We start from the raw sequence: 13,074 nt of genomic DNA, 5'->3' as shown, positions 1-13,074 counted from the left end.
CGGGACCGGACCGATCGGTCGGCGGCAGTGCCGGTCGGCCTGCCGGGTGGCATGGAAAAAGGGGCCGCCGAGGATGTCCTCCTCGGCAGCCCCGTCGCTTGTGCAGACTAGCGCGTCCCCCTGGAAAGAGGGAAGGCGTGCTAGCGCTTCGAGTACTGCGGCGCCTTGCGGGCCTTCTTGAGGCCGTACTTCTTCGATTCCTTCTCGCGGGCGTCGCGGGTCAGGAAGCCGGCGGCCTTGAGGGCCGGGCGGGTGTTCGGGTCGATCTCCACGAGGGCGCGGGCGATGCCGAGGCGGAGCGCGCCGGCCTGGCCGGTGGCGCCGCCGCCGTGGATGTTGACCAGGACGTCGAAGTTGTCGCCGGCCTCGACGGTCACGAAGGGCTCCGCGACGGTCTGCTGGTGGACCTTGGACGGGAAGTAGTCCTCAAGGCTCTTGCCGTTGACGACGTACTTGCCGGTGCCGGCGACCAGGCGGACGCGGGCGATGGCGCGCTTGCGGCGGCCCACGGTCTGGATCGGGCGGTCCGCCGGGATGGCGGGGATGCTGGGCACGGACGGCGCGGCGGCGACGTCGGCGGGGACCTCCACCGGCACCTCGACGGCGACGGGGGTCTCTTCGACCTCGGCGACCTCGACGGTCTCGGCGGCGGGGGCCTCGGGGGCCTCGGTCTCGACGGCCTCGGTGGCCTGGATCTCGTCACTCATGTGTCTGCTCCTGCCCGCGCCTACTGCGCGACCTTGGTGATCTCGTACGGCTTCGGCTGCTGGGCGGCGTGCGGGTGTCCGGGGCCCGCGTAGACCTTCAGCTTCTTGTACACGCTGCGACCGAGCTTGGTCTTGGGCAGCATGCCGAGGACGGCCTTCTCGACCACCTTGTGCGGGGCCTTCTCCATCAGCTCGGCGTAGGACTTCTCCTTGAGACCGCCCGGGAAGCCGGAGTGGCGGTAGGCCTTCTTGGTCTGGAGCTTGTTGCGGGTCAGCACGACCTTGTCGGCGTTGACCACGATGACGTAGTCGCCGGTGTCGGCGTTCGGCGTGAACGTGGGCTTGTGCTTGCCGCGGAGCAGTTCGGCTGCGTGCGTCGCGAGACGACCCAACACCACGTCGGTCGCGTCGATCACGAGCCACTGCGGGTCGAGGTCACCCGCTTTGGGAGTGTACGTCGGCACAGTGTTACCTAGCTTTCGTTGTCGGTGTGGAACGAATCCCGCAGATGAGGGCGGGACCGCCTGAATCCCCGCGGCCGCGTGCGGCGCGCGCCGGCCGCATCGCGGCCGTCCGGGATTCGTTGGACAGAGCCGCCGCGGTGGAGCTTGCGGGCCGTGTGCACGGCCCGGTGCGGAGGCACTCGAACAACAGCTGCCAAGTCTACGCGGTGGTGGCGGCCGCCCTGACGGCGGCCGCCGTGACCTCGGATACAGCTCTCACGCGACCCGGAATCACAGATCCTATAGGATCTACGATTCGGCGGCGTCGACCACGGGGAGGTACACGCGGCCCCCGGACGCGGCGAACTCTTCGCTCTTGCCGGCCATCCCCTTCGCCGCGTACTCCTTCAACTCCTGGCTGATCTTCATCGAACAGAACTTCGGCCCGCACATGGAGCAGAAGTGCGCGGTCTTCGCGGGCTCGGCCGGGAGGGTCTCGTCGTGGTACTCGCGGGCCCGGTCGGGGTCGAGCGCGAGGTTGAACTGGTCCTGCCAGCGGAACTCGAAGCGGGCCTTGGACAGGGCGTCGTCCCAGGCCTGGGCCTGCGGGTGGTCTTTGGCGAGGTCGGCGGCGTGGGCGGCGATCTTGTAGGCGATGACGCCCTCCTTGACGTCGTCGCGGTTGGGGAGCCCGAGGTGCTCCTTCGGGGTGACGTAGCAGAGCATCGCGGTGCCGAACCAGCCGATCATGGCGGCGCCGATCGCGGAGGTGATGTGGTCGTACGCGGGCGCGACGTCGGTGGTGAGCGGGCCGAGCGTGTAGAAGGGGGCCTCGCCGCAGATCTCCTGCTGGAGGTCGACGTTCTCCTTGATCTTGTGCATGGGGACGTGCCCGGGGCCTTCGACCATGACCTGGACGTCGTACTCCCACGCGATGTGGGTGAGCTCGCCGAGGGTGCGCAGCTCGGCGAACTGGGCCTCGTCGTTGGCGTCGGCGATGGAGCCGGGGCGCAGGCCGTCGCCGAGGGAGAAGGCGATGTCGTACTCCGCGAAGATCTCGCACAGCTCGCGGAAGTGCGTGTACAGGAAGTTCTCCTGGTGGTGTGCGAGGCACCACGCGGCCATGATCGACCCGCCGCGCGAGACGATCCCGGTGACGCGGTCGGCGGCGAGGGGGACGTACCGCAGGAGGACCCCGGCGTGGACGGTCATGTAGTCGACGCCCTGCTCGGCCTGCTCGATGATGGTGTCGCGGTAGACCTCCCAGGTGAGCTTGACCGGGTCGCCGTTGACCTTCTCCAGGGCCTGGTAGAGCGGGACGGTGCCGATGGGGACCGGGGAGTTCCGCATGATGTGCTCGCGGGTCTCGTGGATGTGCTTGCCGGTGGAGAGGTCCATCACGGTGTCGGCGCCCCACTTGACGGCCCAGGTGAGCTTCTCGACCTCGGCGGCGATGGAGTCGGAGACGGCGGAGGTGCCGATGTTCGCGTTGATCTTGGTGAGGAAGTTCTTCCCGATGATCATCGGTTCGGTCTCGGGGTGGTTGACGTTCGCGGGCAGGATGGCCCGCCCGGCGGCGATCTCGGAGCGAACGAACTCGGGCGCGAGCCCTTCGCGAACGGCAACGAACTCCATCTCGGCCGTCACGACGCCCTGCTTGGCGTAGTGCAACTGGGTACGGCACGGAAGCACGGTCCCGCTGTGCTCGATCGTGTCGACCTCACCTTCGCGCTCGGCGATCCAATGCGCCCGCAACTGCGGCAACCCGACCTCGGGCTCCGACCCGGGCCCGGAAGTGTCGTACAACCGCACCGCAGGCTCCCCGCCGCTCAACGCGACCTCAACGAACGGAACCCGGACATCCGCCCGCGATCCCTCGACATAGACCTTGCTTCTGCCGTTCATGCTGTCTCCTCAGTGATCTCGATCAATCGATCGCGCAGGGGCGGCGCGAACTGTCGTACCCATGCCGCAGGGTTGGAACCGGGGGCCCGCAACTCCCGATTGCGGCGGTGTTTGCGATGCCCGCGATTCATATGGCCGCGCTCTTGCGGCCGTGATGGTGGTGGAGGGGTCCGCGGCCGGTGCCGAGGCGCCAGTCGGCGGCGGCCTTCAAAGCTTCAGTGACGTAGACCTTCGCTCCCGCGACCGCCTGCGGCAGCGGGTGTCCGAGCGCCAGCCGGGCGGCGATGGCCGAGGCGAGGGTGCAGCCGGTGCCGTGGTCGTTGCGGGTGGGAACCCGCGGGGCGGCGAGGTCGAGCATCTGGCCGTCGCACCACAGCACATCGACCGCAGAGTCACCGTCGCGATCGAGGTGTCCGCCTTTGACCAGGACCGCCCGCGGTCCATAAGTCGCCAGCGCGCGGGCGGCCTCGCGCATCTCCTCGACCGAGTCGATCTCGCGGCCGAGCAGCTGCCGGGCCTCGATCAGGTTCGGCGTCAGGACGGTCGCGAGCGGCCCGAGCCCGCCCAGGTACGCGGCCGGGTCGCCCGCGTACAGCGAGTCGCCGGTCGTGGTGACCATGACCGGGTCGACCACGAGGTTCGGCAGCCGGTCGGCCTGGCCGTATTCGGCCACGAGTTCCAGTAGTTCGGCCCCGCCGAGCATCCCGGTCTTCACTGCCGCGACGGGGAAGTCGGCCAGCACCGCGTCGAGCTGCGCGCGCACCAGATCGGCCGCGACCGGCTCGGCGGCGGTCACGCCGCGCGTGTTCTGCGCGGTGATCGCGGTGAGCACGCTGGTGCCGTGGACCCCGTGCGCGGCGAAGGTGTGCAGGTCGGCCTGGATCCCTGCGCCGCCGCCGGAGTCGGAGCCGGCGATCGTCAGTGCGATCGGCGGCTGGGGGTGGATACGGTTCACAGTTCGGCCATCCCTTCGAACGCTGACGATGCTTTCGCCAAGTGCCGCTTGGGAATGCGCCCGGCGAGCCGGGCGGCGCGGCCCGCGCTCACGGCGTCGCGCATCGCGGCGGCCATGAGGGCCGGGTCGGCGGCGCGCGTGACGGCGGTCGCGAGCAGGACCGCGGAGCACCCGAGTTCCATCGCCAGCGCGGCGTCGGAGGCGGTGCCGATCCCGGCGTCGCAGATGACGGGGACGTTCGCGTGTTCGCAGATGAGCGCCAGGTTGTGCGGGTTGCGCACGCCGAGGCCGGTGCCGATCGGCGCGGCGAGCGGCATCACCGCGGCGCAGCCGGCGTCTTCGAGGCGGCGGGCCAGGACGGGGTCGTCGCTGGTGTACGGCAGGACCGTGAAGCCGTCGCGCACCAGGGTCTCGGCGGCGTCGAGGAGTTCGACGGGGTCGGGAAGGAGGGTGTCCTCGTCGCCGATGACTTCGAGTTTGATCCAGTCGGTGTCGAACGCCTCGCGGGCGAGCCGGGCGGTGCGCACGGCCTGCTCGGCGGTGAAGCACCCGGCGGTGTTGGGGAGGACGCCGACGCCGCACTGCTCGATGACGTCCAGAATGGACCCAGATGCGCCCGGGTCGACGCGTCGGAGCGCGACGGTGACCAGTTCGGTCCCCGACGCCTTGATCGCCTCGGCGAGCTGGGCGTGGTTGGCGGCACCGCCGGTGCCGAGGATGAGGCGGGACCCGAAGGTCCGGTCGGCGATGGTGAGCGCGGCGTCGGCGGTGAGGTGCGGTTCCATGGTCAGCCTCCTTGCGTGGCGGTGAGGACTTCGACGGCGTCGCCGTCGGCGAGCGGCCGGTCCCATTCGGACCGCGGCACGACCTCGCCGTTGACGGCCGCGGCGATCCCTCGCCGCGCCTCGGTGACGGCGGCGATGGCGTCGAGGACGGTCGTGATCCCTTCCCGCGGTTGGCCGTTGAGCTGGATCTTCACGTTTCCTCCTCGATTTCAGAACCGTCGGGGCCGCCGGACTCGCCGGGCTCGGAAATGTCGGACCCGCCGGGCACCCTTGTGTCCGGGGCGGCTGAAAACGGCGTCACCTGACGCCTCGTGCTGCCCACCGAATCGGAGCGGTCGGAACTGTCGGACCCGCCGGGCACGATTGATTCGGGGGTGCCTGCGAACGGGGCAGCGCGGCGCTTCGCCCTGCCCTCGAAACCCTCGCCGTCGACCGGCCCGAACCTCGCCGGGTCGAATGCCGCGATCGGGCCGGGGTCGCCCCCGGCGAGCAGAGCGGCGACCGCGGTCGCCGTGGCGGGGATGAGGGCGATGCCGTTGCGGTAGTGGCCGGTCGCGGCGACCGTCCGGTGGTCGATGCGGCCGATGATCGGCAGGTTGTCAGGAGTGCCGGGCCGGAAGCCGACGCTCACTTCGTCGAGGTGGTACTCGGCGGTCTCGGGCACGAGTTCGATCGCCCACCGCAGCAGGTCGTGGACGGCCCCGGCGGTGCCGGTGGTGCGGTCGAAGCCGCGTTCGTCGCTGGTCGCGCCGACCACGACCTCGCCGTTCTCGCGCGTGACGATGTACACCGAGTGCCCTTTGACGTAGCCGCGCACCGTGGTCCGCGGGACCGCCTGTTCCCTTGCGGCCCTGAGCCGCAGCACGACGCCGCGCACTGGCCGCACCGGGAGTCCGAACCGGGCCGAGCCGCAGCCGGCCGCGATGACGACCTGGTCGGCGTCGACATCCGCAAGGTCCTCGACCTCACTCGTCTCGAACCGCACGCCCGCGCGTTCGGCGGCGACCAGCAGCGCCGCGTGCACGGCGCGCGGGTCAACTGCGCGGTCCTCTGCCGCGAGGACCCCGGCGCGGACGCGGTGGCTCAGCAGCGGTTCGGCCCGGCGCAGGACCCGGCCGGACAGGGTCTCGACTTCCCTTGCGGTGAGCCGGTACAGCGCGGTCTGGCGTTCGACTTCCGCGCGGTCGCCGTCCTCGACGCCGACGACCACGGTCGGCACGTCGCGGAAGCCGACCGCCAGCCCGGAGGCGGCTTCGAGTTCACGGGCGAAGACGGGCCAGGCGTCGGCGGAGGCGGCCATGAACGGTGTCAAAGCCGCTTCGCCGTAATGGGATTCGGTGACGGGCGCGATCATGCCGGCGGCCACGCGCGAGGCGCCCGAACCGGGTTCGGGGTCGTGTACGACGACTTCGTTCCCCGCTTGGGCGGCCCGCCACGCGACGGCGAGCCCGATCGAGCCGGCGCCGACGACGGCGGCGGCGCGCATCAGGCCGCGCCCGTCCCTCGCAGGAGGCCGGGCGTTCGCCCCGGCCCTCCGTTGGAGTCCGTTGGGTTGACTCTCGGCTCGCGGTTCGGACCCGCAGCGCCGTAGAAGCGGCCGAGTCCGGTTCGCAGCTCGTCCACCCCCGCAGCAGCCGACCGAGAGTCCGGACCGGGCTCCTCACCCACGGCCGCAAGGAGTTCCGCAGTGGCCGCGGCGGGATCGGCAGCGGCCGCGATCGCGCCGACGACCGCGACGCCGTGCGCCCCGGCCTCCCGGCACCGGGCCGCGCGTTCGGCGGTGATGCCGCCGATGGCGATCACCGGCAGATCGACGGCCTCGCAGACGGCGGCGAGGCCGTCGAGTCCGATCGGTTGCGGCAGACCGGTCTTGGTGGTGGTCCCCCAGACGGGCCCGACCCCGAGATACGTGGCCCCGGCCCGGCGCGCAGCGCGCGCCGATTCGGGGTCGCGGCACGTGCCGCCGATGATCGCGGTGGGCAGCAGCCGCCGCGCCGCGTCGAGCGGAAGGTCTTCGGCACCGAGGTGCACCCCGTCCGCCCCGACGGCCTGGGCGATGTGGACGCGGTCGTTGACCAGGCACACCGCCCCGTACCCGTCGCACAGCTCCGCGACGGCGGCGGCGAGGTCGAAGGCGGCCCGGTCGGTGTAGTGGTCCTCGGGCCGGACCTGGACGAGGCGGGCCCCGGCGGCCAGCGCGGCCGCGACCGCAGGCAGCGGATCGCGCTGTCGCGCAACCGCTTCGAAAGTGTCGGAGGCGCCCGCTTCCCGGCCACAGGCAGGAGTCGGCGCAACCGCAATGCGCGTGTCGGTGATGACGTGCAGACGGGGTAGGCGAACGGCTCGCATAGGCTCCTTCTCCCTGCGCCAGCATGACCTGGATCAGGTTCGACGGTCGGGACTACCCAGTCCCCTCTCAGCCCGATGCATCGGACTCCCGCGGGTTTGTTGTTCGGCCGTCACGCTACGCCATCGCGAGCGGGTTTCGCAACCGGTGTGTCGGCATGCGGACACGTCGCTTCGCGGGTCCGCCGGGCTGTCGCCATTGCCCTCCGCGGCCCGTTTGCGTCCGGTTTTACACCTGTGACCTGGGGCTTGACCTCCAGCCCATTCAAGTCTTACGATGACCCGCACCCATACTACAACGTTGTAAAGAACGGGAGTCCCTCATGCGACAAGCTCAACTCCTCGACCTCCGGCGAGGGGGCGCGCTCCTCCTCGCGGCGGTCCTCGCCCTCGCGGCCGCCATGGCCGCGTCCATCGCGTGGGCTCCCGCTCCAGCCGCGGCGGTCACCACCGGCAACGGCGCGCTCGTCTACTCGCCCGCGGCCGGCAGCTCGTTCAACCCCGAGGGCGGCACCCCCGCCGGGACCACCTACGCGAAGATCATCGTGCTCAAGAACTCCGGCAGCTCCAACGGCACCCAGATCGTCACCTACGACCAGCTCGTCCTCCAGAACGGCGACCAGGTCTACCCGATCTACCGCAGCACCAACGACGGCGCGAGCTGGACCCACGTCACCGACGTCAACCCCAGCGACACCTTCCCCGCGCTCACCCGCACCGCGCAGCCGTTCCTGTTCGAGGTCACCGAGACCACCGGGAACCTGACGGCGGGCACGATCCTCCTGGCGGGCATGGTCATGCCCGAGGACCGCTCCACCAGCCGCCTGGTCGTCTACAAGAGCACGAACCAGGGCACCAGCTGGAGCTATCTGTCCACGATCGACTCCGGCGGCCCGGCCGTCTACGACCCGTCCCCGTCCTCGACGACCACCACCGTGTGGGAGCCGTCGCTGGCGATCGACGCGAACGGCGGCCTGGTCGCGTACTTCTCCGACGAGCGCCAGAAGGCGAACGGCGTCCTCCAGGCCGTCTCCTACCGCCGCTCCACCGACGGCGGCCAGACCTGGGGCTCCCTGGTGAACGTCTCGGCCCCGACCAACCAGAGCGACCGGCCCGGGATGATCACGGTGACCACCCTGCCGAACGGCCGCTACCTCGCGACCTTCGAGGTCGTCAACCGCCCCAGCCAGTCCAACAACACCGCGCCGGTCTACTACAAGACCTCCGACGACGGCCTGAACTGGGGCACGACCACCAGCATCGGCACCCCGATCCAGCTCGCGAACGGCCGCGGCATCGGCTCCTCCCCGTACGTGACGTGGGTGCCGTCGGGCGGCCCGCAGGGCATGGTCGTGGTGGCATCGAAGTGGTCGCTCGACGCGAGCGGCAACATCGACGGCGGCCAGAACTTCTACGTCAACTACAACCTCGGCGAGGGCCCGTGGGAGCGCCTGCCGATGGCGGTCACCTACGACGCCACCGACTCCCAGGGCGGGAACTTCTCCGGTTTCGCGCAGGGCATCGACTACAGCGCCGACGGCCGCACCCTCTACCAGGCCGTGAACGTCGAGAACACGACCACCGACCTGAACGACGTCCGCGTCGGCTCGATCCCGCTCGACGCCCAGCAGTACGAGGCCGAGAACGCCGCCCTGAACAGCGTCTCCACGGTCACGCACGTGCAGGCCTCGAACGGCTCGAAGATCGGCAACATCAACGACACCGGCGACTACGTCGAGTTCACCGTGAACGTCCCGGCCGCCGGGACCTACACGATGAACGTCCGCTACGACAACGGGTACGGCTCCGCCGCGACCCATTCGGTCAGCGTCAACGGCGGGACCGCCTCCTCCATCAGCTACCCGGCCACTGTGGACTGGGGCCGGTTCGGGTGGGCCCAGAAGTCGGTGACGCTCAACGCCGGCGCCAACACGATCCGGTTCACCAAGGCGACCAACTTCGCCGAGCTCGACGTGATCCACCTGTACCGCAGCACCGCGCTCGACCCGGTCTTCCAGGTGCAGAACCGCAACAGCGGCAAGTACCTCGAAGTCGTCAGCGCCCTGACGACCGACGGCGCGGCCGTGGGCCAGTGGGGCGACACGAACCACGCGACCCAGCGGTGGACCGTCACCGGCGGGGCCACGGTCAAGTTCACCAACCGCAACAGCGGGAAGCTCCTGGAGATCCCCTCGGCGCAGACCGCCGACGGCGTCGACGCGGCCCAGTGGGCCTCGACCGGCCACGCGACCCAGTCGTGGACGGCCGCGACCAGCGGCGGCTACTGGACGTTCGCGAACGCCAACAGCGGCAAGCTCCTTGAGATCGACGGCTGCTCTACAGCGGACGGCGCCGTGGCGCAGCAGTACACCGCCAACGGCCTGACGTGCCAGCAGTGGCGGCTCGTGAAGGAAGGCATTCAGTAGCGGTACGACCGGGCCGCGGGGCGCATCGCGCCCGGCGGCACGGCGAGGCGGTGGGGTGCTTTGCGCCCCACCGCCTCTTGACGTTCGCAGGACCGCCCGCCGCTCGACGGCGCCCGCCTCCGGGTGCCCGGTTCGGGCAGCCGGGGCCGAGCAGGCGGACGACCGGCGGCTAGGCCGCGGCGCGGTCGACGCGCAGGACCCGGTAGCCCTTCGCGCTCGCGTGCTTGTCCACGGCCCAGCCGCGCTCGGCGAGCCAGCGCGCGAGCGAGTCGGCGCCGAGGTGCTTGGAGACCACGAGCCAGGCGACGCCGCCGTCCTTGAGGCGCGGCAGCCAGGTGTCGAGCAGCTCGTGGAGGGCGTCCTTGCCGACCTTGATCGGCGGGTTCGACCAGATCTCGTCGAAGCGCAGGTCCGCGGGGACCTCCTCGGGGACAGCGGCGTGGACCGTGCCGGGGACGCCCTCGGTGTTGCGGCGGGTCAGGTCGAGGGCGCGGCGGTTGACGTCGACGGCCCACACCTCGGCGTCCTCGCGCTGGGCGAGGACCTTGGTGATCGGCCCGTAGCCGCAGCCGAGGTCGAGGAAGACGCCGGGCGCCTCGGGCAGGACGACCTTGTGCAGGAGCACGCTCGTCCCGGGGTCGAGGCGGCCGCCGGAGAAGACGCCGGTCGAAGTCGTCAGCTCGTACTCGACGCCGTCGAGTTCGAACCCGATGGTGCGCTCGCGGTCGTCGACCGCGGGCTGCTCGCTGAAGTAGTGCTCAGGCTGCTCGGACACATCGAACATTGTCACCCGTCCCGCCGGGCGGGGGCGGCGGGACCGGGCGGGAGAGAGGCGTGCGTCCCGAACCCTGCTCCGGGGCGGTGGAATATCACATGTCACATGGCATCCGCGGCGTGTCACCCGTGGAGATGAACGGCGCTCGGGCCGTCCATCTCCAGGGGGAACGATTCACCGTTTCGCCCGCATCCGGGTCTAAGCTGCCCTCATGGCACATGGCCCGTCCCCGTTCGGGGTCCCGCAGCAGGCGGGGCACCGGAACCAGCACGAACCGGGATTCGACTGGGCTGAGTACGACGAGCGCGCGCAGATGAACGCGCCGACCGTCCGGCTCAGTCAGGAGGAGCGCGATCGGCTCGCGCTCGACTCGACCCGTTCTCCCGAGGAGGAGATGGAGGCGCACCTGGATCACATCCAGGCGTCCCGTCCCCTGCGCCGCGCCGCCCAGCGCGCCCGGCGCCGCACCAAGTGGTGGCTCGTCGCGCTCGCGATCGTCAGCGGGCTCGCGGTCGCGGCCGCCTGCGCGGCGGGCGCGTTCATCGTCCTGCGCGAGGGCGAGCCGGACCCGGCCGCGCCGAGCGACGGCGCCCAACAGGAGTCCACAGGGGACGAATCCGCGGGTGCGCCCGAGGTCGTCGACCCGATCGCGAGCCGCGAGACCGACGCCGCGCCGCTCACCGTCGCGGAGCTGTTCGGCACCGAGTCGATCACGCCCGCCGGCGCCGCCGGGGCGTACGAGGTCCTCCAGACCGAGGAGCTGGCCGACTGCGCCGAGGCCGCCCTCGACGAACTCGCCGACCTGCTGGCGGATGCCGACTGCACGCAGGCCGTGCGCGCGACGATCGTCGACCCCGGGGGCGAGTACGCCGCGACCGCGGGGGTCCTGAACCTGTCCACCGCAGCGGAGGCCGAGGAGCTGCGGGCGGCCATCGCCGGGGACCTCGACGGCGGGTTCGCGGTGCTGCGCACCGACGGCGGCGCCGAGGAGCTCGGCCGCGCCGACACCCAGCTGGGCTACAACACCTACGGGCACTACCTGATGTACGTGGTCATCGGCCGCACCGACGGCGAGCCGCTGGAGGAGGCGAACGACCCGGTCGTCGCGATCGTCGCCGACGTCCTCGACATCTGGTTCGTGGACCAGTTGAACCCGCGCAGAGAGGTCCAGTAGCCGACGCGCGCTAAGGGCTTAAGGCCGTAGACCATCCCTAGCCCCCACCCACCCAAAAGGGGACCGTAGCCGCCAGCGTTGCCGAGGGGTACGACAAAAACCGGGCCCGCCGCGGCCCGTGTCACCCGAAAGGGGACAGACAGACGCCCGGAGGGCGTCCGGACTCAATCGGCGCGGCGCCGCCGGACCGCACTCGGCCTCAGCGCTCGTCCGTCCCAGACCAAAACGACGCCGCCGCCCGGCCTTCGGCCGGGCGGCAGCGTCGTGTCCGGCTCGTGAACATTCGTCCGGAGGTCTTGCCTTAACCGATGATCCCATGTTTACATCGAATGAGGCCGATGCCCCATCCCCCGTCAGCCGCTCCCCCGCAACCGGATCCGCCGGTTCCCCATCACCCTGCTCAGGAGCTGCACATGTCCTCCCTCACCCTCCTCCCCCGCCGCGCCCTGGCCGCGCTGGCCGCGGTCGCGCTCGCGCTGCTGGCCGTCCTCGCGGTCGACGCGTCCCCCGCCGAAGCGGTCCGCCCGCCCGGCATCCCCTCGACCGCGACCGCGCAGTCCGAACTGAACGCGCTCACCGTCGCCGCCGAGTCCCACGGCTCGACCTACGACCGGGACCTGTTCCCGCACTGGCGTTCCGTGAGCGGCTCGGGCGGCTGCACCGCCCGCCAGTACGTCCTCAAGCGGGACGGCCAGAACGTCGTCACCAGCGACGGCTGCCAGCCCACCTCCGGCAACTGGCAGTCCGACTTCGACAACACCTGGACCACCACCGTCTCCAACGCCACCATCGACCACGTCGTGGCCCTCTCCGAGGCCTGGGCCTCCGGCGCCTGGGCGTGGACCACCGCCGAGCGCCAGGCCTTCGCCAACGACATCAACTCGCCGCAGCTGTGGATCGCCACGACCTCCGCGAACTCCTCCAAGAGCGACTACGACCCCGCTGAGTGGATGCCCGTCAACACCACCGGCCTGCGCTGCGACTACGTCAAGGCCTGGACCCACGTCAAATACCTGTACGACCTCACCGTCGACTCCGCCGAGAAGTCCGCGATCCAGTCGCACCTGACGACCTACTGCGGCTCCGGCGGCGGCACCCCGACCGGGTGCTCCGGGTCGAACACCACCGCCGGGACGATCACCGAGGGCGGCACCATCACCCGCGCGGTCACCTTGAGCTGCACCGGTTCCGCCTCGTCCACCAGCTCGGTGACGGTGAACGTCACCCACCCGTACTACGGCGACATCCAGGTCCAGCTCCAGGCCCCCGACGGGACCGTGCGCACGATCCAGGCGTCGAGCTCGGCCACCGGGAACTTCGGCAGCCGCACCTACAGCGTCAACCTGTCGAGTGAGGCGAGGTCCGGCACCTGGACGCTGCTGGTGACCGACACCTACAGCGGCGGCTCGACCGGCACGTTCAACAGCTGGTCCCTGAGCATCTAACCGAAAGCCGGTCCCCCAGGACTCGCGCAGAGGGCCGGGCGCATTCGCGCCCGGCCCTCCACTGTATCCACCGCGGAACCAAGTATGTCCTCTGTGGTCAACCCCTGAGGCGG

The 13,074-nt window shown here is 70.8% G+C and carries 11 protein-coding genes, 1 pseudogene and 1 riboswitch; of the genes and pseudogenes, 3 read left to right on the top strand and 9 right to left on the bottom strand.

The genetic code is table 11. The annotated features are described in order from the left end of the window. Window positions 1-140: 140 nt before the first annotated feature. The 8 genes and pseudogenes from rpsI to thiE form a co-directional block, all read right to left on the bottom strand. Entirely contained in the window at window positions 141-707 is a 567-nt protein-coding gene (rpsI, locus tag DI269_RS01290; RefSeq protein ID WP_112133346.1) for a 30S ribosomal protein S9, read from the bottom strand. 20 nt (window positions 708-727) lie between these two features. Next, window positions 728-1,171: a 50S ribosomal protein L13 gene (gene rplM, locus DI269_RS01285; RefSeq protein ID WP_112133345.1), complete on the bottom strand. Its 444-nt coding sequence runs from the start codon at window positions 1,169-1,171 to the stop codon at window positions 728-730. Window positions 1,172-1,459: 288 nt separating this feature from the next. Continuing rightward, the gene (gene thiC, locus DI269_RS01280; protein ID WP_112133344.1) at window positions 1,460-3,055 is read right to left on the bottom strand and encodes a phosphomethylpyrimidine synthase ThiC; all 1,596 of its coding nucleotides are present in this window, start codon (window positions 3,053-3,055) and stop codon (window positions 1,460-1,462) included. Window positions 3,056-3,182: 127 nt separating this feature from the next. Beyond that, window positions 3,183-4,010 (bottom strand): bifunctional hydroxymethylpyrimidine kinase/phosphomethylpyrimidine kinase, encoded by an 828-nt coding sequence (gene thiD / locus DI269_RS01275; RefSeq protein ID WP_198667033.1) that lies wholly within the window; start codon window positions 4,008-4,010, stop codon window positions 3,183-3,185. After that, window positions 4,007-4,795 carry a thiazole synthase gene (locus DI269_RS01270; protein WP_112133343.1) on the bottom strand — a complete coding sequence of 263 codons (789 nt, stop codon included), beginning with the start codon at window positions 4,793-4,795 and terminating at the stop codon, window positions 4,007-4,009. Before DI269_RS01270 ends, thiD begins: the two co-directional genes overlap by 4 nt. A gap of 2 nt (window positions 4,796-4,797) precedes the next feature. After that, window positions 4,798-4,983, bottom strand: coding sequence for a sulfur carrier protein ThiS (gene thiS / locus DI269_RS01265; protein ID WP_408612252.1), 186 nt, complete (start codon window positions 4,981-4,983; stop codon window positions 4,798-4,800). 2 nt (window positions 4,984-4,985) lie between these two features. Further along, window positions 4,986-6,281: a glycine oxidase ThiO gene (thiO, locus tag DI269_RS01260; protein ID WP_112133341.1), complete on the bottom strand. Its 1,296-nt coding sequence runs from the start codon at window positions 6,279-6,281 to the stop codon at window positions 4,986-4,988. 179 nt (window positions 6,282-6,460) lie between these two features. Beyond that, a pseudogene (gene thiE, locus DI269_RS01255) lies at window positions 6,461-7,144 on the bottom strand (thiamine phosphate synthase); the annotation flags it as partial. Beyond that, window positions 7,138-7,244, bottom strand: a riboswitch (TPP riboswitch). It overlaps the preceding pseudogene by 7 nt. A gap of 220 nt (window positions 7,245-7,464) precedes the next feature. Here thiE and DI269_RS01250 point away from each other — a divergent pair. Further along, window positions 7,465-9,567, top strand: coding sequence for an RICIN domain-containing protein (locus tag DI269_RS01250; protein WP_112133339.1), 2,103 nt, complete (start codon window positions 7,465-7,467; stop codon window positions 9,565-9,567). Between the two features lie 169 nt (window positions 9,568-9,736). On the opposite strand, the gene DI269_RS01245 is transcribed toward DI269_RS01250, so the two are convergent. After that, on the bottom strand, window positions 9,737-10,351 hold the full coding sequence (locus DI269_RS01245; RefSeq protein WP_112133338.1) for a class I SAM-dependent methyltransferase: 615 nt from the start codon (window positions 10,349-10,351) through the stop codon (window positions 9,737-9,739). 202 nt (window positions 10,352-10,553) lie between these two features. On the opposite strand from DI269_RS01245, the gene DI269_RS01240 reads away from it, so the two are divergent. Then, window positions 10,554-11,516 carry a hypothetical protein gene (locus tag DI269_RS01240; protein WP_157974686.1) on the top strand — a complete coding sequence of 321 codons (963 nt, stop codon included), beginning with the start codon at window positions 10,554-10,556 and terminating at the stop codon, window positions 11,514-11,516. Window positions 11,517-11,929: 413 nt separating this feature from the next. Beyond that, window positions 11,930-12,961, top strand: coding sequence for a proprotein convertase P-domain-containing protein (locus DI269_RS01235; RefSeq protein ID WP_112133336.1), 1,032 nt, complete (start codon window positions 11,930-11,932; stop codon window positions 12,959-12,961). The last annotated feature ends 113 nt before the right edge of the window (window positions 12,962-13,074 follow it).

The organism is Glycomyces dulcitolivorans, from assembly GCF_003265355.1.
Lineage (GTDB): Bacteria > Actinomycetota > Actinomycetes > Mycobacteriales > Micromonosporaceae > Glycomyces > Glycomyces dulcitolivorans.
This window is presented reverse-complemented; position numbering and strand designations above follow the sequence as displayed.